The sequence below is a fragment of the Bradyrhizobium sp. IC3195 genome (assembly GCF_020193585.1).
Taxonomy (GTDB): Bacteria; Pseudomonadota; Alphaproteobacteria; order Rhizobiales; family Xanthobacteraceae; genus Bradyrhizobium; species Bradyrhizobium yuanmingense.
The window spans coordinates 94,359-117,084 of the sequence record NZ_JADYVG010000024.1 but is presented as its reverse complement, the minus strand read 5'-3'; the positions used below and the strand labels follow the sequence as shown (position 1 = coordinate 117,084).

18 protein-coding genes and 1 pseudogene are annotated in these 22,726 nt (G+C 66.5%); 10 read left to right on the top strand and 9 right to left on the bottom strand.

Annotation, left to right across the window (positions count from 1 at the left end; translation table 11 throughout):
- Nucleotides 1–124, bottom strand: a pseudogene (locus I6F09_RS31830) (invasion associated locus B family protein); the annotation flags it as partial.
- Nucleotides 125–382: 258 nt separating this feature from the next.
- Here I6F09_RS31830 and I6F09_RS31825 point away from each other — a divergent pair.
- From I6F09_RS31825 to I6F09_RS31815, 3 genes are all read left to right on the top strand, one after another.
- Nucleotides 383–2,245, top strand: a complete 1,863-nt coding sequence (locus I6F09_RS31825) for an extracellular solute-binding protein (RefSeq protein WP_225189818.1) — start codon at nucleotides 383–385, stop codon at nucleotides 2,243–2,245.
- A 4-nt stretch (nucleotides 2,246–2,249) separates the two neighbouring features.
- Entirely contained in the window at nucleotides 2,250–3,752 is a 1,503-nt protein-coding gene (locus I6F09_RS31820; protein ID WP_225170854.1) for a class I adenylate-forming enzyme family protein, read from the top strand.
- Between the two features lie 87 nt (nucleotides 3,753–3,839).
- Nucleotides 3,840–5,063 carry a hypothetical protein gene (locus I6F09_RS31815; protein WP_109143700.1) on the top strand — a complete coding sequence of 408 codons (1,224 nt, stop codon included), beginning with the start codon at nucleotides 3,840–3,842 and terminating at the stop codon, nucleotides 5,061–5,063.
- Nucleotides 5,064–5,195: 132 nt separating this feature from the next.
- Here the strand turns inward: I6F09_RS31815 and mfd are convergent, their stop codons facing one another.
- Both mfd and I6F09_RS31805 read right to left on the bottom strand, forming a co-directional pair.
- Complete coding sequence (gene mfd, locus I6F09_RS31810; protein WP_225189813.1) at nucleotides 5,196–8,714, bottom strand: transcription-repair coupling factor; 3,519 nt, start codon at nucleotides 8,712–8,714, stop codon at nucleotides 5,196–5,198.
- The gene (locus I6F09_RS31805; protein ID WP_225170856.1) at nucleotides 8,711–9,001 is read right to left on the bottom strand and encodes a succinate dehydrogenase assembly factor 2; all 291 of its coding nucleotides are present in this window, start codon (nucleotides 8,999–9,001) and stop codon (nucleotides 8,711–8,713) included. The genes mfd and I6F09_RS31805 overlap by 4 nt, the downstream gene beginning before the upstream one ends.
- Nucleotides 9,002–9,254: 253 nt before the next feature.
- On the opposite strand from I6F09_RS31805, the gene recG reads away from it, so the two are divergent.
- On the top strand, nucleotides 9,255–11,363 hold the full coding sequence (recG, locus tag I6F09_RS31800) for an ATP-dependent DNA helicase RecG (RefSeq protein WP_225170857.1): 2,109 nt from the start codon (nucleotides 9,255–9,257) through the stop codon (nucleotides 11,361–11,363).
- Nucleotides 11,364–11,523: 160 nt separating this feature from the next.
- Here recG and I6F09_RS31795 read toward each other — a convergent pair whose 3' ends face one another.
- The 3 genes from I6F09_RS31795 to glmS all read right to left on the bottom strand — a co-directional run bounded on the left by I6F09_RS31795 (nucleotide 11,524) and on the right by glmS (nucleotide 15,165).
- Nucleotides 11,524–12,381 (bottom strand): NAD(P)-dependent oxidoreductase, encoded by an 858-nt coding sequence (locus I6F09_RS31795; protein ID WP_225170858.1) that lies wholly within the window; start codon nucleotides 12,379–12,381, stop codon nucleotides 11,524–11,526.
- A gap of 103 nt (nucleotides 12,382–12,484) precedes the next feature.
- The gene (locus I6F09_RS31790) at nucleotides 12,485–13,255 is read right to left on the bottom strand and encodes a DUF502 domain-containing protein (RefSeq protein WP_036012517.1); all 771 of its coding nucleotides are present in this window, start codon (nucleotides 13,253–13,255) and stop codon (nucleotides 12,485–12,487) included.
- Nucleotides 13,256–13,338: 83 nt separating this feature from the next.
- Nucleotides 13,339–15,165 carry a glutamine--fructose-6-phosphate transaminase (isomerizing) gene (gene glmS / locus I6F09_RS31785; RefSeq protein ID WP_225174297.1) on the bottom strand — a complete coding sequence of 609 codons (1,827 nt, stop codon included), beginning with the start codon at nucleotides 15,163–15,165 and terminating at the stop codon, nucleotides 13,339–13,341.
- A gap of 221 nt (nucleotides 15,166–15,386) precedes the next feature.
- Here glmS and I6F09_RS31780 point away from each other — a divergent pair, with 221 nt between their 5' ends.
- Nucleotides 15,387–15,605: a hypothetical protein gene (locus I6F09_RS31780; protein ID WP_036012532.1), complete on the top strand. Its 219-nt coding sequence runs from the start codon at nucleotides 15,387–15,389 to the stop codon at nucleotides 15,603–15,605.
- Nucleotides 15,606–15,611: 6 nt separating this feature from the next.
- On the opposite strand, the gene glmU is transcribed toward I6F09_RS31780, so the two are convergent.
- Nucleotides 15,612–16,967, bottom strand: coding sequence for a bifunctional UDP-N-acetylglucosamine diphosphorylase/glucosamine-1-phosphate N-acetyltransferase GlmU (glmU, locus tag I6F09_RS31775; protein ID WP_225189812.1), 1,356 nt, complete (start codon nucleotides 16,965–16,967; stop codon nucleotides 15,612–15,614).
- 174 nt (nucleotides 16,968–17,141) lie between these two features.
- Here glmU and I6F09_RS31770 point away from each other — a divergent pair, with 174 nt between their 5' ends.
- From I6F09_RS31770 to I6F09_RS31760, 3 genes are all read left to right on the top strand, one after another.
- Complete coding sequence (locus tag I6F09_RS31770) at nucleotides 17,142–18,521, top strand: hypothetical protein (RefSeq protein ID WP_225189811.1); 1,380 nt, start codon at nucleotides 17,142–17,144, stop codon at nucleotides 18,519–18,521.
- A gap of 133 nt (nucleotides 18,522–18,654) precedes the next feature.
- Nucleotides 18,655–19,095 carry an MgtC/SapB family protein gene (locus I6F09_RS31765; RefSeq protein WP_036012541.1) on the top strand — a complete coding sequence of 147 codons (441 nt, stop codon included), beginning with the start codon at nucleotides 18,655–18,657 and terminating at the stop codon, nucleotides 19,093–19,095.
- Nucleotides 19,096–19,212: 117 nt separating this feature from the next.
- On the top strand, nucleotides 19,213–19,368 hold the full coding sequence (locus I6F09_RS31760; protein WP_162131179.1) for a hypothetical protein: 156 nt from the start codon (nucleotides 19,213–19,215) through the stop codon (nucleotides 19,366–19,368).
- A 35-nt stretch (nucleotides 19,369–19,403) separates the two neighbouring features.
- Here I6F09_RS31760 and I6F09_RS31755 read toward each other — a convergent pair whose 3' ends face one another.
- Nucleotides 19,404–19,550 (bottom strand): hypothetical protein, encoded by a 147-nt coding sequence (locus I6F09_RS31755; protein WP_156447140.1) that lies wholly within the window; start codon nucleotides 19,548–19,550, stop codon nucleotides 19,404–19,406.
- A gap of 141 nt (nucleotides 19,551–19,691) precedes the next feature.
- On the opposite strand from I6F09_RS31755, the gene I6F09_RS31750 reads away from it, so the two are divergent.
- A complete protein-coding gene (locus I6F09_RS31750; protein WP_036012544.1) occupies nucleotides 19,692–20,072 on the top strand; it encodes a hypothetical protein in 381 nt (126 codons plus the stop codon).
- Here I6F09_RS31750 and I6F09_RS31745 read toward each other — a convergent pair.
- Entirely contained in the window at nucleotides 20,032–21,591 is a 1,560-nt protein-coding gene (locus tag I6F09_RS31745) for a beta-1,6-glucan synthase (RefSeq protein WP_036012546.1), read from the bottom strand. The two genes, I6F09_RS31750 and I6F09_RS31745, sit on opposite strands and share 41 nt — an antisense overlap.
- A 327-nt stretch (nucleotides 21,592–21,918) precedes the next feature.
- Here I6F09_RS31745 and I6F09_RS31740 point away from each other — a divergent pair, with 327 nt between their 5' ends.
- Nucleotides 21,919–22,506, top strand: a complete 588-nt coding sequence (locus I6F09_RS31740) for a hypothetical protein (protein WP_036012549.1) — start codon at nucleotides 21,919–21,921, stop codon at nucleotides 22,504–22,506.
- Nucleotides 22,507–22,726 lie beyond the last annotated feature (220 nt).

The following is a 22,726-nucleotide window of genomic DNA, read 5'->3' as shown; positions in this document are numbered from 1 at the left end:
CGCCGGGGGCCGGCGCAGGGGTCTGGGCCTCGGCGGCAAACGGAACGGCCAACGCCGTCGCCGTCAACAGGGCGAGAAGTCGCCCGCGCGGCCGGACGGACGCGGCCAAGTAACGGAAATTCATTGCGGAAAACCCTTTCTGAACGGGAAGTGCCCGAACCGCTCCGAAGCGCCGAACCTGGCCGCCTTGGGCGCGGCTCTCTCCCCGTCAATTGAGGCGGATAAGTGACGGTCTCGACGCTCTTGCGCGATTGGGTGCCTTCTTAACGTGGCCGACGAAAAGATCAATGCCGACAAGCGTCTTTGGCCGGTCTGGCGCGAAAGCCCCATCAAATTCCCTGTGATAAGATTCGCCCGACGGTCCTCGAATCACCTTGTGCCGATGTTCATGTTCCAGCGCCTCTTCGAGGGCCCCGGCCTCCGCCTCTATACCCTTGCCCTTGCCCTTGCCCTTGCCCTTGCGCTTGCCGGGATGCTGTCGGCAGGCACCGCCGCGGCCGAGGAGGCCCACGCGATCGCCATGCACGGCAAGCCGGCGATGCCCGCCGACTTCAGCCACATGCCCTACGCCGGCCCCGATGCCCCCAAGGGCGGCCGTCTGACCTGGGGCATTCTCGGCACCTTCGACAGCCTCAATCCCTTCATCGTGAGGGGATTGGCGGTGCAGCCGGTCCGCAACTACGTGGTCGAGAGCCTGCTGGCGCGCGGGCAGGACGAGCCGTTCACGCTTTATGGCCTGCTCGCCAGGACCGTCGAAACCAATGACGAGCGAAGCTTCGTCACCTTCCGTCTCGATCCTCGCGCCCGCTTCTCCGACGGCAAGCCGGTCACGGCAGAGGACGTGCTGTTCTCCTGGCAGCTGCTGCGCGACCGCGGCCGCCCCAATCACCGGCAATACTACGGCAAGGTCGCCAAGGCCGAAGCGCCCGACCCCCTCACCGTCCGATTCGACCTGACAGGCGCCAACGACCGCGAGCTGCCGCTGATTCTCGGCCTGATGCCGATCCTGCCGAAGCACGCCATCGACGTCGCGACCTTCGAGGAAACGACGCTGACCGCGCCGATTGGCTCGGGCCCCTATCGCATCACCGCGGTGAAGCCCGGCGCCAGCGTGACGCTTGCGCGCAATCCCGATTATTGGGGCCGCGACCTCGCCATCAATCGCGGGCTCTACAATTTCGACGAGATCAGGCTCGACTATTTTCGCGAGGCCAACGGGCAGTTCGAGGCGTTCAAGCGCGGCCTCTACGATTTCCGCGTTGAGCACGAGCCGCTGCGCTGGCACGACGGCTATGACTTTCCGGCAGCCAAAAGCGGCGAGGTGATCCGCGACACCGTCAAGCCCGGCCTGCCGCAGCCGTCCGAATTCCTGGTGTTCAACACCCGCCGTCCTGTCTTCGCCGATATCCGTGTGCGGCAGGCTCTGACGCTGCTTTTCGACTTCGAGCTGGTCAACCGCAGCTATTTCTTTGGGCTCTATTCGCGCGTGGCCGGCTATTTCGCCGGCTCGGAACTGTCGGCCCATGGCAGGCCTGCGGATGCGCGCGAGCGCGAGCTGCTCAAACCGTTCGCCACACGGATGCCGCCCGACATCCTGGACGGCAGCTACCGCCTGCCGGTCACTGACGGATCAGGCCGCGACCGCACCACGCTGCGCGCCGCGCTGAAGCTGCTGTCGCAGGCCGGCTACGATCTCGACGGCACCGTGCTGCGCAATCGCGCGACCAAGAGCCCCTTCACCTTCGAGATCATGGTCACGACGCGCGACCAGGAGCGCATCGCGCTCGCCTTCCAGCGCGACCTCAGACGCGCCGGCATCGAGGCCAGCGTGCGCTCGGTCGATCCCGTGCAATTCGACCAGCGCCGGCTCGCCTACGAGTTCGACATGATCCAGAACCGCTGGGACCAGTCGCTGTCGCCCGGCAACGAGCAGTACTTCTATTGGGGCAGTGCGGCCGCGGACAATCCGGGCACCCGCAACTACATGGGCGCCAGGGATCCCGCCGTCGATGCTATGATCGCCGCCCTGCTCGAGGCCCGTGAACATACGGATTTCGTTGCGGCGGTGCGCGCGCTCGACCGCGCTCTGATCGCGGGCTTCTACACAATCCCGCTGTTTAACGTATCGGAGCAATGGATCGCGCGCTGGAATCGGATAGAACGGCCCAAGACCACCTCGCTCTCGGGCTATTTGCCGGAGACCTGGTGGTCGAAGGGGCAGCCGCAAGCTCATCAAGCGAAGTGACGCCGTGAACCAGCCAGCAATATCGCCGACGCTCGACACACTGTTTCAGCGCACGCTGATGCGGCAGCCCCACGCGACCGCCCTGCTCGATCCGCTCAACAAGGCACGCATCACCGGGCACCGGCCGCGGCGGATGACCTATACCGAGGCCGATACCGCCATCGAGGCGCTGTCGGCGCATTTCGTCGAATCCGGCCTGCCCGCCAATTCCGTCATCGCGATCCAGCTGCCGAATACTGTCGAGTTCGTGCTGACCGTGCTCGCGGCCCATCGCGCCGGCCTCGTTGTCGCCGTGCTGCCGCTGCTCTGGCGCCATGCGGAACTGACCGCAGCGCTCAACCGCACCGCCGCGCGCGCCATCGTTACCATGAGCACGGTCGACGGCGTCAGCTATGCTGATCTCGCCATGCACGCCGCGGCCGAGGCGTTCTCGATCCGGCACGTCTACGGCTTCGGAAGCGACCTGCCCGAAGGCATGGCTTCGCTCGACGACGTCCTGGCACGCCCGCCCGGCACCACGCGCGCCGTGATCCAGGACGGCCGCAAGGCGGCCATGATCTCCTTCGACGTCACGGCGGAGGGCTTCCGTCCGGTGCCGCGGCCGCATTTCAGCCTGATCGCGGGCGGCCTTGCGATGTCGCTCGAAGCGGACATCAAGCAGGGCGCGACCGTGATGGCGGCGTTCACGCCGATGTCGTTCGCCGGGCTCGCCTCCTCGCTCGCGGTGTGGCTGCTCTCGGGCGGCACGATGGCGCTGCATCATCCGTTCGAAAACGATGTGCTGGAGCAGCAGATCAACGAGCACGAATGCGAGGTGCTGATCGCGCCGGCGCAGCTTGCGCTACGGCTCGGCGATGCCGACCTCGCGGCGCGGATGCCCACTTTGCGCAACGTCATCGGCCTGTGGCGCGCGCCCGAGCAGGTCGCGGCGAGCGATGCCTGGATTGCGCCGCATGCGCCGCTGACCGACGTCTACCTGTTCGGCGAGGCCGGATTGTTCGGCGCCCGCCGCGGCGAGGACGGCATGCCGGTGCCGGTGATGCCGGGGCCGCACGGCACTCCGCGCGAGCAGTCCGGCTCCTCCATCGCCGGCGAGATCCTGCTGACGCCGAAGGGCACGCTTGGCCTGCGCGGCGCGATGGTGCCGATCGCGGCCTACGCCCCGCCGCAGCCGGTCGGCGAGACGCTGACGGCGCAGCCGCCGCGCGACTATGTCGACACGGGCTATGCCGCGCGGCTCGATCGCCCGAGCGGCGCGATCTGCATCACAGCGCCGCCCTCCGGCATCATGGCCGTCGGCGGCTATCGCTTCCTCTCCAACGATCTGCAGGAATGGGCGCGCCGGCTCGGCCAGGGCGCGCTGCTCACGGCGCTGCCCGACCGCCTCTCCGGCCACCGGCTCGCCGGGCGCGCCCAGGACAATGCCCGCGCCCGCGAGGCGCTCAGCGAGCTCGGGCTTAACCCCTTGATGGTCGAAGCTTTTCGCGACCGCTCCGGGCCGGTCTAGGCGCGGTTTCAGCGCCTGCGTTGACGCAGCATTAAGGCGGCCAAACTAGATTGCGGCGGCAAATTGTTGCGCGATCAGAGTTTTTACATGTCCCAGGCGGGCCCGATCCTGTTTGTGTCCGATGCCGAACGCCCCGCCTTCGTGGCGGCGCTGGACGAGGCCCGGCTCTTTCCCGTCGTCGACACCGACTGGACCAGCGCGCCGCGCGCGGTCGAAGAGGTGCAGCCGGCCGCGGTTCTCGCTGCGGTCCATGCCGGACACGAGCCGCATGTGACGCGGCTCGCAAAGACGATCACCGCTCAATCGCCTTACCTGCCCTTCGTGGCCCTGGATGCGGCGGGCACGCTGCCGCACAACGCCCTGCCCTTCTCCTCGCGCGGCGGCAATCCCGACCGGCTGATCGCGCGGCTCCGGGCGGCGCTGCGCGTGCGGACATTACACGCAACGGTTCTGCGCCGGCTGCCCGAAGTGAAAATCGCGCTGCCGCAGGGCGATCCCGCACGCGATGCCACCGTGCTCCTGATCGGCCGCGGCGCGGCTTACCCTGCGCTCTCCGTCGCGTTCGGCGAACGCGTCGGCGTGGTCGGTGCGCTCTCGATCGAGGCTGCCGCGAAACACCTCAACACCCGCGATCTCGACGGCGTCGTGCTCGCCGAAGGTTTTACCGCGCGCGTGACCGATGCGTTTCTGACCGTGCTCGCCGAGGACACCCGCTTCCGCAGCCTGCCCGTGGTCGTCACCGCCCACCAGCTCACCCAGAGCTACGACCTGCCCAATCTCGAGCTGATCACCGGCGAGCCGCCGAGGATCGCCGCCAACGCACTGCCCTTGATCCGCCAGCACGCCATGGAAGCGCAGCTGAGCCGCACGCTGCGCTCGATCGATGCCGGCGGCTGGCTCGATCCGCGCAGCGGCCTGCTCACGGTGGAAGCCTTCGCCCGCGATTTCGCCAAGGCGGTCGAGCAGACGCTCGCCCGCGGCGGCGGCCTCTCGGTCGCGCGCTTCGCCTTCGATCCCAACAATCCCCGCGCCCAGCTCGACGCCGCCCGCATCCTCAGCCGCCTGATGCGGCAGATGGATTTTGGCGCCGCGCAGAAGGACGGCTCGGTCATCGTCGTGTTCGCCGAGACCGACTTCCGCACCGCGCATATGATCGCGCGCCGCCTGTCGGCGGTGATGCGGCACACCTCCAACGGCAAGCACGAGATGCGCAGCGATCCCGTGGTCAGCGTGGACTCGCTGTCGCCGTCGGATACGGCAAGGTCCTTGCTGGCGCGACTGTCGGCGGACGCGTCAAGGGCGGCGTCTTAGCTTTCTCGCGGGCTGTCGCAATAACCACCGTCATTGCGAGCGCAGCGAAGCAATCCAGAATCCCTCCGCGGAAAGACTCTGGATTGCTTCGTCGCAAGGGCTCCTCGCAATGACGCGGTGAGGCCGGTGCCTCTACGCCGCCTTCTTGCTCTCGGCGAGCTGCGCCAGCTGCCGCATGATCTCCGTGGTGCCGGCAAGACGCTCTTCCGGGGTCTCCCAGTCCTGCAGGAACACCACCTTCATGTCGGGCCGCACCTTGGCGGCCTGGCCGTAGCTGCGGATGAAGCTCACGAGGCGCTCGGGATGGGCGAAGGAATTGTCGCGGAAGACGATGACGGCGCCCTTCGGGCCGGCGTCGATCTTCTCGACATTGGCCCGGCGGCAGAACGCCTTGATCGCGGCGACCTTGAACAGATAGCGCACCTCGTCCGGCAGCACGCCGAAGCGGTCGCGCATCTCGGCGCCGAAATTCTCGATCTCCTCTTCGGTGTCGAGATCGGCCAGGCGCCGGTACAGCGACAGCCGCACCGAGAGATCGCTGACATAGTCCTCCGGAATCAGCACGGGCATGCCGATGGTGATCTGCGGCGACCAGCGGTCGGCGGCGGGCTCGGAGACGCCGGCCTTGAGATTGACGATCGCCTCCTCCAGCATCGACTGATAGAGCTCGAAGCCGACCTCCTTGATGTGGCCGGACTGCTCCTCGCCGAGCAAATTGCCGGCGCCGCGGATGTCGAGGTCGTGGGAGGCGAGCTGGAAGCCGGCGCCCAGCGTCTCCAGCGACTGCAGCACGGTGAGCCGGCGCTCGGCCTGCGCGGTGATCTTCTGCTGCGCCGGCAGCGTGAACAGCGCATAGGCCCGCAGCTTGGAGCGGCCGACGCGGCCGCGCAGCTGGTAGAGCTGGGCAAGGCCGAACATGTCGGCGCGATGCACGATCAACGTGTTGGCGTTGGGGATGTCGAGGCCGGACTCGACTATGGTGGTCGACAACAGAACGTCGAACTTGCCGTCGTAGAACGCGGTCATGATGTCCTCGATCACGGCCGGCGGCATCTGGCCATGCGCGACCGCGACCTTCATCTCGGGCACGTTCTTGTCGAGGAAGTCCTTGACCTCGGCGAGATCGTCGATACGCGGCACGACGTAGAACGCCTGGCCGCCGCGATAGCGCTCGCGCAGGAGCGCTTCGCGGATCATCAGGGGATCGTGCGGGGCGACGAAGGTGCGCACCGCCAAGCGATCCACCGGGGGCGAGGCAATGATCGAGAGCTCGCGGACGCCGGTCAGTGCCAATTGGAGCGTGCGCGGGATCGGGGTTGCCGACAGCGTCAGCACGTGCACCTCGGCGCGCAGTGCCTTCAGCCGCTCCTTGTGGCTGACGCCGAAATGCTGCTCCTCGTCGACGATGAGCAGGCCAAGGTCGCGGAATTTGATCGCCTTGCCGAGCAACGCGTGGGTGCCGACGACGATGTCGACCGAGCCGTCGGCGATACCCTTCTTGACCTCGTTGAGCTGCTTGGTCGGGATCAGGCGCGAGGCCTGCGCGACATTGACCGGGAAGCCTTTGAAGCGCTCGCTGAAGGTCCGGTAGTGCTGACGCGCCAGCAGCGTGGTCGGCACCACGACCGCGACCTGCTTGGCGTCGAGCGCCACGGCGAAGGCGGCGCGCAGCGCCACCTCGGTCTTGCCGAAGCCGACGTCGCCGCAGATCAGGCGATCCATCGGGCGGCCCTTTTCGAGATCCTTCAGCGTGGACTCGATCGCGCCCAGCTGGTCCTCGGTCTCGTCATAGGGGAAGCGTGCGCAGAACTCGTCGTAGACGCCCTGCTGCACCGGCAGCTTCGGCGCTTCGTGCAGCATGCGTTCGGCCGCGATCTTGATCAGCTCGCCCGCGATCTCGCGGATGCGGTTCTTCAGTTTTGCTTTTCGGGTCTGCCAGCCCGAGCCACCGAGGCGGTCGAGCTCGACCGTGGTTTGATCAGAGCCGTAGCGCGACAGCAGCTCGATGTTTTCGACCGGGAGGAACAGTTTGGTCTCGGCGGCATAATGCAGCTCGAGGCAGTCATGCGGCGCGCCGGCGACGTCCAGCGTCTGCAGGCCGATGAACCGGCCGATGCCGTGATCGACGTGGACGACGATGTCGCCGGCGGTGAGGCTCGTCACCTCCGAGATGAAATTGTCGAGCTTGCGGCTGGCCTTGCGCGGCCGCACCAGGCGGTCGCCCAGAATGTCCTGCTCGCTGATGACGGCGATCTCGTCAGTCTCGAAGCCGCTCTCGAGGCCGAGCACGGCGAGCATGGTCTCGTTGCGCGGCGTCGCCTGCACCGTCCGCCATGAGTTGACGCTGGTAGCGTGGGCGAGCTTGTGGTCGCGCAGCATCGACGTCATGCGGTCGCGCGAGCCCTCCGTCCACAGCGCGATCACGACCTTCTTGCGCTGCGCCTGCAACGCCATGACGTGGCTGACGACCGACTCGAACACGTTGACATTGCTGTCGTTGCGCTCCGGCGCGAAGTCGCGGCCCTTGCGCGCACCCGCATCGACTATGCCAATGCCGTCGGTCGGCACCGAGAACGGCGTCAGCCGCGCCAGCGGGATCGCGCCGAGGCGCTTGCTCCATTCCTCCTCGGTCAGATACAGCCGGTCGGGCGGCAGCGGCTTGTAGATCGCGCCGCCGCCGGGATGCTCCATCGCCTCGCGCCGGGCCTCGTAATAGTCGAGGATCTGCTTGAAGCGCTCGCGCACGGCGTCCTCGGCCTGCGGCTCGATCGCGATCGCAGCGCCTTGCAGATAGTCGAACAGCGTGTCCATCCGGTCCTGGAACAGCGGCAGCCAGTGCTCCATGCCGGGATGGCGGCGCCCTTCGCTGACCGCTTCATACAGCGCATCGTCGCGCTCGGGCGCGCCGAACTCGGCGACATAGCCCATGCGGAAACGGCGGATCGTGTCGGTGACGAGCTGGAACTCGGAGACCGGCACGAGGTCGAGCGAGCGCATGTCGAGCAGCGTGCGCTGGGTCTCCGCGTCAAAGGAGCGGATCGATTCCAGGCTGTCCCCAAAGAAGTCGAACCGCACTGGCTGCTCGAGGCCGGCCGGAAACAGATCCAAAATGCCGCCGCGCACGGCATATTCGCCGGGCTCGCGCACGGTGGAGGAACGGTTGTAGCCGTTGTGCTCGAGCCAGGCGACAACGGTGTCCATCGGCACGACATTGCCCGGCGCGACCGACAGCGCCTGCGCCGCGACCAGCTCGCGCGCGGGCACGCGCTGCACCACCGCGTTCACCGTGGTCAGCACGATCAGCGGCTTGTCGCTGCCGGTGAGCGAGGCCAGCCGCGCCAGCGTGGTCAGGCGCTGGGCGAGAACGCCGCCATGCGGCGAGACGCGGTCATAGGGTTGGCAGTCCCAGGCCGGGAAGGTCAGCACCGGCAGATCGGGCGCGAAGAACCTAAGTGCGCGTTCGAGCGACTGCATGCGCCCGCCGTCGCGGCAGACCACGGCGAGGCTGACCGCCGGCTTCTTCGGCCGCGCCGCGATGGCACGGGCGAGATCGGAGACGACGAGGCCTTCGGCACCTTCCGCGACATTGGCGAGCGTCAGCGCGCGGCCGGGCGCGAGCAGCTCGGCCGGAGATTTCATCCCCTGCTTCATGCGTTGCCGTCCGCGATCGGGAACGCCTTGATGCGGGCAAACAGCGCGCCGGTGACGTCGGCCGGCAGCACCTTGTCACCGGTGATGGCGGCATAGAGATCGGGATCGTTGACCTCGAGCAAGGTCTCGAGATGGCTCAGCTCGTCGTCGGACAGATTGCCGATCTCGGCATCCGCGAAGCGGCCGAGGATCAGGTCCATCTCGCGCGTGCCGCGGTGCCAGCAGCGGAACAGAAGCCGCTTGCGGCGGTCATCCAGCCCGCTGCTCGATCGTGTCGTTCCCGTCATGTCTCAAATCCAGTCAAACGCAGAAAGCCCGGACGTGCCGGGCGGGGGTGATATAGCCACTCGGACCCCCGGTGTCAGCCCTTTGTTGCGGGAGGTCGTCCCTCCAATCCGTCATGGCCGGGCATAGCCGTCTGAAGGACGGCGTCGCTTCCGCTCGCCTATGTCCCGGCCATCCACGTCGCGCGGAAAAAAAGCCGTGGATGCCCGGCATAAAGCCGGGCATGACTGCGAGGAACGATCTTAGATTCCCCGAATGCGCCCCAGCCTGCTCAATCCACTGTTTGCTCCCGTGACCAGCCTGTCCGGCGTCGGTCCGAAGCAGGACAAGCTGTTGCAGTACCTGCTCAGCCGCAGCGAGACGCCGCGGCTGGTCGATCTGCTCTTGCATCTGCCGAGCCAGGTGATCGACCGCCGGACCCGGCCGAAGATCCGCGACGCGGCCGTTGGAACCATGGTGACGCTGGAGGTCACGGTCGATCGTCACCGCCCGCCGCCGCCGCGCAGTTCGCGCGCGCCGTATCTGGTCTACGCCAGCGACGATACCGGCGACGTGGTGCTGACCTTCTTCCGCGCCAAGCCGGGCTTTGTCGAGAAGCTCTTGCCGGTCGGCGAGAAGCGCTTCGTCTCCGGCACGCTGCAAATGTACGATGGCATCCCGCAGATCGTGCATCCCGATCGCGTGCTCGACGAGGAGGCGATCTCGAAGCTGTCAGGGATCGACCCGGTCTATCCGCTGACGGAAGGGCTCGCGCTCGGCTCGCTCCGCCGCGCGATCGCGCAGGCGCTGCAAAAGCTTCCCGCGCTGCCGGAATGGATCAGCCCGGAGGTGCTGCGCCGATGTGACTTCCCGCCGATCGCGGAGGCGCTCAATCGCGTGCACCAGCCGGTCGAGCTGACCGACATCTTGCCCGACCGGCCGTTCTGGTCGCGCCTCGCCTTCGACGAGCTCTTGGCCGGCCAGCTCGCGCTCGCCCTGATCCGCGCGCAGCTGCGCCGTCCTGCGGGCGTGCGCAATGCCGGCGACGGGCATCTGCGCAACAAGATCATCGATGCCCTTCCTTACGCGCTCACACCGTCACAGCGCAACGCTGCGGCGGCGATTGCCGAAGACCTCAAGCAGCCGCTGCGCATGCTGCGCCTGCTGCAAGGTGACGTCGGCTCCGGCAAGACCGTGGTGGCGCTGCTCGCGGCCGCCGCGGTCGCCGAGGTCGGCAAGCAGGCCGCGTTGATGGCCCCGACCGAGATCCTGGCGCGCCAGCACATCAAGACCATCGCTCCGCTCGCCGAGCGCGCGGGATTGCGGGTCGCGATCCTTACCGGCCGCGAGAAGGGCAAGGAGCGGCGCGAGATCATCACTGAGCTCGCCGACGGCGGGATCGACCTGCTCGTCGGCACCCATGCGCTGATCCAGGACGATGTCGTGTTCAGGGATCTCGCGCTCGCCATCGTCGACGAGCAGCACCGTTTCGGCGTGCGCGAGCGCCTCGCGCTGACGTCCAAGGGCGAGGCTGTCGACGTGCTGGTGCTGAGCGCAACGCCGATCCCGCGCACGCTGGTGCTGACCTATTTCGGCGACATGGACATTTCCGAGCTGCGCGAAAAGCCGGCCGGCCGCCAGCCGATCGATACCCGCGCCGTGCCGATGAGCCGCATCGGCGAGGTCATGGAAGGCGTCGGCCGTGCGCTCGAAGCCGGCAAGCTGGTCTACTGGATCTGCCCGCTGGTCGAGGAGTCCGAGGCTGAGGGCACCGAGCATCTCACCAACGCCACCAAGCGTTTCGAGACCCTGCAAAAGCGCTTCGGCGATCGCGTCGGCCTCGTCCACGGCCAGATGAAGGGCACCGAGAAGGACCGCGTCATGGTCCAGTTCGCCGCGCACGACATCGGCCTCCTGGTCGCCACCACCGTGGTCGAGGTCGGCGTCGACGTCCCGGCCGCCACCATCATGGTGATCGAGAACGCCGAGCGTTTCGGTCTTGCCCAGCTGCACCAGCTGCGCGGCCGCATCGGACGCGGCTCGGAGGCCTCGACCTGCATCCTGCTCTATGGCGAGCCGCTCGGCGAGATGTCGAAGGCGCGGCTGAAAGTGATCCGAGAGACCACCGACGGCTTCCGCATCGCCGAGGAGGACCTGAAGCTGCGCGGCGAAGGCGACGTGCTGGGAGTGCGCCAGAGCGGCCTGCCCGGCTACCGCATCGCGCGCCCGGAGGTGCATGGCCAGTTGATCGCCCAGGCAAGAGACGAGGCGCTGCGAATCCTCAAGGAGGATCCGAAGCTGAAGGGCGAGCGCGGCGAGGCGCTGCGCTGCCTGATGTATCTGTACGAACGAGACGAAGCGATCCCGTTGATCGGAGCGGGCTAACTTTGAGGCAGTGCCGCAAGGTTCGTGACAGACGCAAAGGCACCGGAACCTCCACGTCATTGCGAGCGCAGCGAAGCAATCCAGAATCTTTCCGCGGAGGCAGCCTGGATTGCTTCGCTGCGCTCGCAATGACGTGTTGAGAGAGCGAGAATGCGCGCGATCAGGCCTTCTTCCGCGCGATGCTCGCCGCGAAGGTCTTCATCAACGCGGCATCCACAGCCTCCCCCTTCGCATCCTCCGCCAGATGCTCGAACCACCGCGCAAAGCCCTCGTAGATCTGGCTGGCCGGATGATCGGGCCCGAGGAATCCTGAAATCTCCCGCATCTCGGCGACCCAGCGATAGGCCTTCGGGATCATGTCGGACAGCGCGACTTCGAGCCGCGCCAAGATGGCGGGCTGGCTCAGCGCGAGCTCGTCGCGCAGTGCATCGGCCGCGCCCGCCTTCGTGGCTGCGATCACCATCGCCGATCCGATGCCGGCGAGGCCCTTGACGATGCCGGCATAGGACATTTTCAACGCCGAGGCCGCGCCGACCGGGCCTTCGACGATCCGCACGTCGAGGCCGAGATCCCCAAGCACGGCAACGTCCTTGGCATGCTCGCCCGACATGTAGAAGGCCGGGCTCTTGCCACCTGGCTGCGGCGGAAAGCCGATGATGCCGGCATCGACGAACGGCGCCTGCGCCGACCCGATGATCTCCTCAATTCTTTGCACGGTATCGACATTGACGGCGTTGCAATCGACCACGACCGGCTTCTTCTCGCGCCTGACGATCAGCGCGGCCAGCCGTTCGGCCAGCGCGACGGCTTCGCCCGGCGGCACGATCGAGAGGATGATGTCGGCGTCCGCGATCGCATCGTCCTCGGCGCCGACCATTCCGGCGTCCGCGGCGCGTTTGCGCGTCGCCTCGCTCCGCCCCTTGAGCGACGTCAGCACGCGCGCACCGTTCTCGCTGAGGCGGCGGGCCACGGCGCTGCCCATGGCGCCGGGGGCGAGGATCGCAATGGTTTTGGACATCGTGCACTCCAGGTCGAATTCCGAGCGGCAGGTTCGGTCGACCTGAGCCTAGCAGAGGACGAATGCGCCCGCGTGAACGCGACCATCCCGCAACGGAATGGCCCTACTCCGCCTTCGCAGGCTCGGGCCGGAGCGTGGAGGCATTGGCGATACGCGCGGCATTCGCCATGCCCGCAAGCGCGGCCGCCTTCTTCGGATCGGGCGACGAGCCCGGCTGCACCACGCCGGCCGACATGATCAGCGTCGCGGCGTCCTCGGCGGTGAGATCGACCTCGATGATCTTGCTCTTGGGGACATAGAAGAAAAAGCCGGTTGTCGGGTTCGGCGAGCACGGCAGGAACACCGACACGTGCTCCTCCTGCCCCGGCAGGCTGCGCGAGATGTCCTCGTTCGGCGACTGCGAGATCAGCACGATCGACCACATGCCCGGCGAAGGAAACTCGACGAGGCCCACTTTCCGGAAGCTCGAGCCCTTGCCCGAGAACAGCGTCTCGAACACCTGCTTCAGGCCGCGATAGATCGCGCGCACCGCCGGGATCCGGCCGAGAAAGGTCTCGCCGACATCGACCAGCGTGCGGCCGATCAGATTGGCCGCGAGGAAGCCGACCAGCGTCAGCGTGAAGAATGCGACAATCAGTCCCCAGCCGGGAATGACGTAGGGAAGATAGGTTTCCGGCCGGTAGGCCAGCGGCACGAACGGCCGCACCACGCCGTCGACCCAGGTAACGAACCACCAGACCAGATAGAGGGTGATCGCAATCGGCCCCGTCACCACGAGGCCGGTCAGGAAATAATTGCGGAAACGGCCCATCAGGCCGGTATGCGGTTCCGGAACGGGATCAAGAGGCGCAGGCGCGTCGTCGCGGGGGGTCATTCGGGTTCCAGGTCGGTCGCTACCACAAGCTAGGGTCTTCTAGCAGGTTTTGGAAGAGAGCGGCCGATCGATATCCAGATTGCCTATTCCACGGTCACCGATTTTGCGAGGTTGCGCGGCTGGTCGACGTCGGTCCCCATCACGACGGCCGTGTGATAGGCGAGCAGCTGCACCGGGACGGCATAGACCATCGGCGTGAAGGCTGCTGCCATATCGGGCATGACGATGGTGACGAGGGACTCGACCGTCGCCTCCGCCGCGCCCTTGGCATCGGTCATCAGAATGATGTTGCCGCCGCGCGCGGCGACCTCCTGCATGTTGGAGACGGTCTTCTCGAACACGCGGTCGTGGGGTGCGATGACGACGACCGGCATGGTCTCGTCGATCAGCGCGATCGGGCCGTGCTTGAGCTCGCCGGCGGCATAGCCCTCGGCGTGGATGTAGGAGATCTCCTTCAGCTTGAGCGCACCTTCGAGCGCCAGCGGGAAGCTGGTGCCGCGGCCAAGATAGAGCACGTCGCGCGACTTGGCGATCCGGTGCGCTAGCTTCTCGATCTGGAGCTCGCTCGTGAGCGCATCGGCCATCAGGCGCGGAACCTCGACGAGCCCGTGGACCAGCTTGGTCTCGTCCTCGTCCGACAATTCGCCGCGCGCCTTGCCGGCCGCGATCGCAAGGTTTGCCAGCACCATGAGCTGGCAGGTGAACGCCTTGGTCGAGGCGACGCCGATCTCGGGTCCCGCCAGCGTCTGCAGCACCGTCTCGCTCTCGCGCGCGATCGTCGAGGTCGGCACGTTGACGACCGCGATCGTGTGCACGCCCTCGGCCTTGGCATAGCGCAGCGCCGCCAGCGTGTCGGCGGTCTCGCCCGACTGCGAGATGAAGATGGCGAGGTCGCCCTTGCGCAAGGGCGCCTCGCGGTAGCGGAATTCGGAGGCGACGTCGACCTCGACCGGCAGGCGCGCAAAGCGCTCGAACCAGTATTTGGCGACGAACCCGGCATAGCTCGCTGTGCCGCAAGCGGTGATGTTGATGCGCTGGATGTTCTTGAAATCGAACGGCAGCGCGACCGGCAGCGCGACGCGCTCGGTTGCCATGTCGACGTAGCGCGCCAGCGTGTGGCCGACCACCTCCGGTTGCTCGTGGATCTCCTTGGCCATGAAGTGACGGTAATTGGCCTTGTCGACCAGCGAGGTCGAGGCGGCGTGCCTGATCTTGTCGCGCTGGACGGCATGGCCGTCCTTGTCGAAGATCGCGGCGCTCTTGCGGGTCAGCACCACCCAGTCGCCGTCCTCGAGATAGCTGATCGTGTCGGTGAACGGGCCGAGCGCGATGGCGTCCGAGCCGAGATACATCTCGCCGTCGCCGTAGCCGATCGCCAGCGGCGGGCCGTTGCGGGCGCCGATCATGAGGTCGTTGTCGCCGGCGAAGATGAAGCCGAGCGCGAAGGCGCCGCGCAGGCGCGCCAGCGTCAGCTTCACCGCTTCCACGGGCTTATTGCCGCGCGTGAGCAAATCGTCGACGAGATGCAGCACGATCTCGGTGTCGGTCTCGGTGTGGAACACCGTGCCCTTCTTTTCGAGCTCCTCGCGCAGCTCGCGGAAATTCTCGATGATGCCGTTGTGGACCACGGCGACGCGCTCGGTCGCGTGCGGGTGGGCGTTGTTGACGGTCGGCTTGCCGTGGGTGGCCCAGCGCGTGTGACCGATGCCGGTGGTACCCTTGAGCGGCTCGGCCTCCAGCCGCTTCTCCAGATTCTTCAGCTTGCCCTCGGCGCGGCGGCGCTCCAGGTGCTTGCCTTCGAGCGTGGCCACGCCCGCGGAATCGTAGCCGCGATATTCGAGGCGTTTGAGCGAATCCACCAATTGCTCTGCAACCGGCTCGCGCCCGAGAATGCCGACTATCCCGCACATGCGGATCACTATCCCCCAAATCGTCGAAAAATCGCCTAAACGACGCGCCCGGTTTTTAGCGAAAATCGCAGGGAACCAGATACTCAATAATTATTGCTGATTGAGACAGCACGGGCCCGCGATCGCTGCGTCGTCTGCGTCGAATTGGCCGGCCTTAAACCGCGCCCGTTAACTTATTGTCAATACATTTGGCCAACGATTCCGGTCAGGAGAACCAGGCCATGAAAGGCTCATCCGACCGCAAGGGTCTGTCGTCGATGTATCTGCGCGCCAGCGAGACCACGGGCACGCACCTTGCGCATTGGCCGCCGCCGCTGCGCGGCAAAGAGAACAAGCCCCTCTTCATCAAGCATCCCGAAGGCGAGCCGGTGAAGCGCGCCAAGCCGCGCGGCTGGCGCCTGACCCGCGCGATCTTCTCCGAATTCGCCGACGAAGAATAGCGCCGCTCACGTCTCCGGCTTCTTGCCGCCGGTCTTCATCTCGCGATAGCGCGCCGCGCCGCCTTCGCGGATCGTCTGCGGGCTGCGCTCCAGCGCCATCGCGTCGTCGGGGACGTCCTTCGTGATCACCGAGCCCGAGCCGATATAGGCGCCGTTGCCGATCGTCACCGGGGCGACCAGCGAGGAGTTGGTGCCGACGAAGGCGCCCTGCCCGATCACCGTCTTGTGCTTCTTGAAGCCGTCGTAGTTGCAGGTGATAGTGCCCGCGCCGATGTTGGAATTGGCGCCGACGGTGGCATCGCCGATATAGGAGAGATGGTTGACCTTGACGCCGGCCTCCAGCGTCGCCGCCTTGGTCTCCACGAAATTGCCGATGCGCGCGCCGTCGCCGAGCGAGGTGCCGGGCCGCAGCCGCGCATAGGGTCCGATCGAGACCTTCTTGCCGAGCGTCGTCTCGACGATGTGCGAGAACGAGTGGATCACCGCGCCGTCCGCGATCGACACGCCGGGGCCGATCACCACGAACGGCTCGATCGTCACGTCCTTGCCGAACACGGTGTCAGTGGACAGATACACCGTCTCCGGCGCGATCAGCGTGACGCCGGCCTCCATCGCCGCCTTGCGCAAACGCGCCTGCATTACGGCTTCGGCCTCGGCGAGCTGCGCCTTGGTGTTGATGCCGCGCACCTCGTCTTCGCTGGTTTCGATCACCACCGACTCCCATCCCTGCCTGCGGACGATTTCGACCGCATCCGTCAGATAATATTCGCCCTTGGAATTGGCATCGCCGATCTGCCCGAGAATGTCGAGCGCACGGCGACCGTCGATCGCCATCACGCCGGCATTGCACAAATCGATCTTGCGCTCGTCCGCGCTGGCGTCGGCCTGCTCGCGGATCGCAACCAGGCGGTCGCCCTCGACGATGAAGCGGCCGTAGCCGGTCGGGTCGGCGGCGCGAAAGCCGAGCGCGGCAATGGCTGCGCCGCGGGCGAGCGGCGCACGCAGCCGCGCAAAGGTCTCGGCCGAGATCAGCGGCGTGTCGCCGAACGCGATGAGGACATCGTCGGCGCCGCTCGCGATCGCCTCGCGCGCCGCCAGTACCGCATGCGCGGTGCCGAGCCGCTCGGCCTGCACGAAGGTCAGCGCGTCGGGACGGATGCGCTTGGCTTCGTCGGCGACCGCCTGATGATCGGGGCCGATCACCACCGCGAGCGAGGTGCCGGTTCCCTTGGGTGCGGCGGCGAGCACATGCGCGAGCAGACTCCGGTGCGCGACCGGATGCAGCACCTTCGGCAGGCTCGATCGCATGCGCGTGCCTTCGCCGGCGGCGAGCACGATCGTGAGGCTGGAACGGGCGGTCATCGAAATCCTGACAGCTATGGCCGAATCAAATTGGCGCGGACGGGCGGCAACGCCCTCGGAAGCTATCGCCTTGCTACCCCCGCAAACGCCCGGAATTCAAGTGCGGCGCGCTTTTCCTGTTAATGTTCCCTGATTGATTCGGGGAAGCCGGACGGGGCTGGGCGCTTAACATTCATGGCAAAGGAATCCGACCCACTGGCGGACGCTTTCTCCACCAAGGAGACCGGCGGGCTGTTCTCCGGACTTTTGGCCGAGGAAAGCGCCTTCGACGGGCGCTTGATGTGGCGGCTGGGCTCGTGGGGCGTGGCGGCCGTCGGCGCCGTCGTCATTGCCGTGATGGCCAACCAGGCCCAGCTCGGCTGGCGGCGCGACCAGGTTGCGTCCGCCGATCTCGTGCGCCAGGCCGACCGGCTGCAGCTGCTGACCAAGGAGAGCCAGAACGAAGCGCGCCGGCTCACCGCCGCGATCGAGACGCTGAACAGCGACCGCGACCGGTTGTATTCGCGAGTCACCGTGCTGGAGCAAGGGCTCGATTCCGTCACCGGCGCCATTGCCAAGCAAGCGGCCGCGCCGCCGCCGGGCGCGAAGCCGCAGGACGCAGCACCCGCGGCTCCCAATGTCGCGCCGGTCGCTTCGACGCCGACGGCGACGAGCGAGAAGCCGCGCAGCGAAGCCGCCAAGGATGCTCAGAAGGATTCGCCAAAGGATGCTCAGAAGGAAACGTTGAAGGAGCCGCCGAGCCCGCCGCCGCAGACCGCGGCCGCCGCCTCGCTCGTGCAACAGAATCCGGCCATGACTTCGGCGCTGCCGACCATTCCGCTGGTGCCCGCCAAGTCGCTCATGGCGCCACCTGATCCGGCCGCATCGAAACTGATTCAACCTGAGACAGCCGAGCAGAAGGCCGAGCCGGCGCCCGCCGCAGCCGAAATCGTGGCGGCAGCAACCAAGCCGCCAGAGCCAGCCGAGAGCGAATCCCCTGCCATCGCCGTTCAGCAGACGCGCTTTGCGATCGATCTCGGCGGCGCCAACTCGATCGACGGCTTGCGCGCGCTCTGGCGCGGCGTGACCAAGTCCAACCCGGAGATCGCAGCGCTGCGGCCGATCATCATGATCAAGGAAGGCAACACCGGCCTCGGCATGCAGCTCCGCCTCGGCGCCGGCCCCCTGGTCAATGCCGCCGCCGCCGCAAAATTCTGCGCGGGTCTCGCCGAGAGCAATCGTCACTGCGAGACCACCGTGTTCGATGGCCAGCGCCTGTCGATGCGTGGCGGTCCGGACAAGGTACAAGACAAGACGCAAGAGAAGACTCAGGACAGAGTCCCGGACAAGGGTTCGGAGACGAGCCAGGACGCTGGCCCTCCAGCCGAAACGGCGCCTGTGTCGAGCGCGAAGCCTGAAAAGCCGCAACGCCGCCGCAGCTACTCCTCAAAACGCACCAAGCGCGACGAGCCCGCCCCCGCTCCCGCCGCGCAGCCGGCGCCAGCACCGGCGAAACCGGAGGCGGCAGCGTCGTCCGCGGGATCGACGCTGTCGTCGTTCTTCAGGCGACAATGACGCCTCGGTCCCGGCGCGCACGCAGCCAGCATGCGACCAACGGACGCTTGGACCTCGGCCGCGCTTGGCAGCAAGTTCGCAGGTCCATGTCCGACGTGCGCGAAGCGTCGCCCCTCCAGAAACGCGGGTCTTGATGAACGAACTGGATGATGTGCTGAGACTGCTCGTCGCGGCGGCTACGGGCCTCGTGATCGGCATCGACCGCGACATGAACGACAAGCCGGTGGGCATGCGCACCCTGGCGCTGGTGGCCTTGGGCTCTGCGCTGATCTCGATTTCCGTGATCGAGTTTCAGAATTTGCGCGACCACCCGGATGCAGTCTCGAGGGTGGTCCAAGGCATTGTTACCGGCGTGCTGAGCGGCGTCGGCTTCATCGGTGCGGGCGTCATCCTGCACGACGTCAAGGCCAAGACGGTTCATGGCCTCACTACCGCGGCGACTGTCTGGATCGCTGCCGGTCTTGGCATCGCCTGCGCGCTGGGCGCCTGGCTGCTGGTGGGCGCCGCCATCGCAGTCACGTTATTCGTGCTGTTCGCGCTCAGCTGGCTCGAACGTCGCCTGGGGTTGAAGTAAGTCTGGTAGTCGCACATGGCCGGTGAGCGGCTTCATGCCTCCGCCCAAGTACCAAATGATACGAACGAGACCAACCTGACACGGCACACTCCGTACCGGACTTGATTCGGAGCGGAGATGACGGACGCGAACTTTCTGCGGGAGCAACTCGCGTTGATCCGCGAACTGGCCGAGCGGGCCGATCCCCACATCAGGAAGCGACTGCTCGCCTTGGCTGAAAAATACGAGCGCCGGCTGGCGGAGCAGAGCCGGAACACGCAAGGTCGCAATTGATCGCCTGCTGATCGCCCCTTGGCGCAGGCGATGGCCTATTCCATGCGCGCCTTCTCCTTCAGATCGCGGATGCGCATCTCGGCCTCGTCCTTGGACTGGACGATGTCCGACCAATCCTCGACCCGCGCCTCCTTGCTCAGCCTCTTGAGCTCGCTCAGCTGCTCCTGCGTCGGCTTGTCCATGCCTCACTCCTAGGCGGTGTTGGCAACACAATGTTGAGAACCAGCGGGAGGCTCGCGTGTTCCTGGAGAGTGCCCGGGCGGATCAACAGAAACCTCGCCTGCCCTGTTGCCTGGCCGCGCCTTCCCGACCATATTGCGGCCATGACAAAGAAGCCCTTCCGCCTCACGCCCTACCAGGTGCAGTTCCTGCTCGTGGTCGGATTCGTCACCGTCGGCTGCGCGCTCTACGTGCGCTATCTCGCGATCGAGTTTTCGCAAGTAGCGCTCGCCTGCGACGCCGGGCTTCAGACCCTGGTCTGCAAGTCGCGCTCGGTCTCGACCGTGCTGTTCAAGAATTCGGTGTTCGGCATCGTGGCGCTGGTGGTTGCGACGCTGAACCTGATGCGGCCGTCGATCGTGCTGCTGACCGTCGGCCTCATCGCCGCCGGCCTCGGCATCGTGCTCTACAATGTCGTGCTGTCGGGCCTTGCGATCGGCCTGCTTATTCTTGGCTTTGCTCGGCCCGCGCCCGCCACAGCGTGAGCGCGAACAACAGATAGATCGCGCAGGTCCATAGCGACTGCCAATTGTCGCGACCTTCGTTGAACAGCACGTACACGGCGGACAGCGCCAGCACCCCCGCGAACACCGCTTCGGCGATCGGACGCTGGCCGATCTGCGGCCGGTTCAGCATCAGAAGCGCAAACGGCACCACAGCCATCGTCAGCGCGGCGTAAGGAAAATCCTTGTAACGCGGATCGAACACGAAGCCGAGCGCGGTCGCGGAAGCGATCACCGCGGTCACCGCCAGCGTCAGGCCGAGCACCGCCGTGAGCTTCGACCATTTCCGGCCCTCGCGCGGGCCGAGCAGGTCGAGGAAGGTCGGCAGGCTGCGGCCGATCACCATCGCCTGCGCGCAGAAAATCGGCGACAGGATGCCGGCCAGCAGCAACGCGCCCCAGAGCAGCCAGCCGCCGATCCCGTAGCTCTCGTAGTACATCTTGTCGGCGCCGATCCCGAGCAGGATTCCGGCGGTCGTCGCCGAGATGCCGACGCCGAGCCAGGCCGGGAAACGCGGTGTCCACGGCCGGCGGCGCAGCGTGATCAGCGCGACAGCGAACACCAGCACGGAAAGCCCCATTCCGGCGCCCATGTACCATTTCCAGTACGGGAAATTGCTGATCGGCTGTCCCGGCGGATATTTCAGGCTCCTGCGCACCGAGTCGTAGAGGCCCCAATAGCCGCCGACGGTGCCTTCCAGCCTGCGCTTCCAGGGCTGGTCGTAGGACTCGATGAGATTGACGCGGAACTTCTGCGCCTTCGCAAGGCCGAGGATTTCCGAGACGACGCGCGCCTGATTGGTGCGCGAGGGCAGTGCGCCGTCGCGCATGCGGCCCGCGCTCGGCCAGCCGGTTTCGCCGATCAGGATCTCCTTGCCGGGAAACGCCACCGCCATGCGCTCGCGGATCTGTTCGACATGGGCGGCAGCGAACTTCGCCCTGATCGGGAAATCCTCCCAATAGGGCAGGATATGAATCGTGACGAAGTCGACGGCGTCATACACCTCGCGGTTCTTCAGCCAATATTCCCACACATCGGCATAGGTCACGGGCACGCCGACCTGGGTCTTAACCAGGCGGATGAGAGCGACGAGGTCCGCCGTCGTCATCTCACCGCGCAGCAGCACCTCGTTGCCGACGATGACGGAGGTGATGACGTCAGGGAATTGCTTGATGAGGCGAATGGCGAGCCCGGCCTGCTCGTAGTTCTTGGTGCGGTTGCTCGAGAGCCAGATGCCCTGCAGCACCTTCATCCCGCCGACCTTGGCGGCGATCGCCGGCACCTGGTCGAGCCCGTTCTCCAGCGAATAGGTGCGGACGCAGTCGGTGATCTCCTTGAGCTGGCGCAGGTCCTGTTCGATCTGGTCGGCATCGATATGGGTCCATGCCTCCAGCGGCGACTGCTCGCCGCGGAACGGCGCGTAGGAGACGCATTGAACCTTGTCGGCGGGATCGATCGGGGCGCGCGCGAGCGTGATCGGCGTGGCAAGCCACCACCACACGGCAGCGATCGCACCCAGTGAGACGAGCAGAAGCGCCAGTGGCGTACGAAGAGAAATCGGTTCCGTCCTCCGCGAAGGGCCGTCGATTACCTTCTCGCACGCCGTCTGCCAAGGGGGCACGTCCGGTGGATCCCTTGCGCCCCCAAGGAATTTACCTGCGCCGGTTCACCGGGATCTAGGATCGTGACTTTGCTGGACAAAATTCGAAATACAGGTCATGGACTCCGAAAGACTTTTCCGCCGCATTGGAGACCCATTTGGACGCCATCAGCTAGCGCGTCCGCGGGGCTCCTGACGCGGACGGCCAGCGGATACATTGGGGAATTCATGCGGCAACGGGTGTTCGAGTCACGAAATGCGGTCCTGCGGCAGTTCGCCGCCACCTTGGCCGTCTCCTGCCTGCTCGTTCTGACCGGTGCTGGCGGCGCTTCCGCCCAGAGCGGTCCGCCGGGCCCCGAACAGGGCAAAGCGGCAGCCCAGCCCGCCGACGCCGCCAAGGACGCCGCCCAGAATCAGCGCCGCACCGACGAGTTCGCGGAAGCCGCCCAGGTCATCAACGGCCCGGCCGGCAATCCCGAATGCGTCTGGCTCGGCCGGCGCGTGGTGCGGCTGATGTGGCGGGACGACCTCGATACCGCATTCCGTCATCTCGACCTCTACGACCGTTTCGGCTGCCCCGGCGGCCACATCCAGGCCGCGTTCCGCTGCCTGACCCGTTTCGGCGGCCAGATCGACCCCAAGGTGGCCGAAACTCTGGATAGCCGCGTGCACGCGTGCTGGATCAACCCGGCCGCCCAGCCGCAGCAGGCCGCGGCCGCGGCCGCCCAGCCGGCAGCGCCGGCCGCCAATGCGCAGCCGCAGCCGGCCGCGAGCCCCTCGCCTGCGGCAAGCCCGTCCCCCACGCCGGCGAAATAGCCCAAGCCAAAATAGCTCCGGTCGTTTCAGCTGCCGTTCAGGAACGACCGGCCATAGAGACGGTTGGCACTGCCGCGCGTCGTTCGAAAAGGCCATGCCCTCATAAGGACATGAGGCCATGACAGTTGTGAAACCGCGCGGCAGAGATATGCTCCCTTTGCCGCGGACTTGGTCGGATCTCGGGGTCGGATCCGCTTCCCTGCCACCTCAGCCCCTATTG

Excerpts from the sequence above, each read along its gene's own strand:
- I6F09_RS31825 (WP_225189818.1), top strand. The coding sequence starts at position 383 with ATGTTCATGTTCCAGCGCCTCTTCGAGGGCCCCGGCCTCCGCCTCTAT.
- I6F09_RS31815 (WP_109143700.1), top strand. The coding sequence starts at position 3,840 with ATGTCCCAGGCGGGCCCGATCCTGTTTGTGTCCGATGCCGAACGCCCC.
- mfd (WP_225189813.1), bottom strand. The coding sequence starts at position 8,714 with ATGAAGCAGGGGATGAAATCTCCGGCCGAGCTGCTCGCGCCCGGCCGC.
- I6F09_RS31805 (WP_225170856.1), bottom strand. The coding sequence starts at position 9,001 with ATGACGGGAACGACACGATCGAGCAGCGGGCTGGATGACCGCCGCAAG.
- recG (WP_225170857.1), top strand. The coding sequence starts at position 9,255 with ATGCGCCCCAGCCTGCTCAATCCACTGTTTGCTCCCGTGACCAGCCTG.
- I6F09_RS31795 (WP_225170858.1), bottom strand. The coding sequence starts at position 12,381 with ATGTCCAAAACCATTGCGATCCTCGCCCCCGGCGCCATGGGCAGCGCC.
- I6F09_RS31790 (WP_036012517.1), bottom strand. The coding sequence starts at position 13,255 with ATGACCCCCCGCGACGACGCGCCTGCGCCTCTTGATCCCGTTCCGGAA.
- glmS (WP_225174297.1), bottom strand. The coding sequence starts at position 15,165 with ATGTGCGGGATAGTCGGCATTCTCGGGCGCGAGCCGGTTGCAGAGCAA.
- I6F09_RS31780 (WP_036012532.1), top strand. The coding sequence starts at position 15,387 with ATGAAAGGCTCATCCGACCGCAAGGGTCTGTCGTCGATGTATCTGCGC.
- glmU (WP_225189812.1), bottom strand. The coding sequence starts at position 16,967 with ATGACCGCCCGTTCCAGCCTCACGATCGTGCTCGCCGCCGGCGAAGGC.
- I6F09_RS31770 (WP_225189811.1), top strand. The coding sequence starts at position 17,142 with ATGGCAAAGGAATCCGACCCACTGGCGGACGCTTTCTCCACCAAGGAG.
- I6F09_RS31765 (WP_036012541.1), top strand. The coding sequence starts at position 18,655 with ATGAACGAACTGGATGATGTGCTGAGACTGCTCGTCGCGGCGGCTACG.
- I6F09_RS31760 (WP_162131179.1), top strand. The coding sequence starts at position 19,213 with ATGACGGACGCGAACTTTCTGCGGGAGCAACTCGCGTTGATCCGCGAA.
- I6F09_RS31755 (WP_156447140.1), bottom strand. The coding sequence starts at position 19,550 with ATGGACAAGCCGACGCAGGAGCAGCTGAGCGAGCTCAAGAGGCTGAGC.
- I6F09_RS31750 (WP_036012544.1), top strand. The coding sequence starts at position 19,692 with ATGACAAAGAAGCCCTTCCGCCTCACGCCCTACCAGGTGCAGTTCCTG.
- I6F09_RS31740 (WP_036012549.1), top strand. The coding sequence starts at position 21,919 with ATGCGGCAACGGGTGTTCGAGTCACGAAATGCGGTCCTGCGGCAGTTC.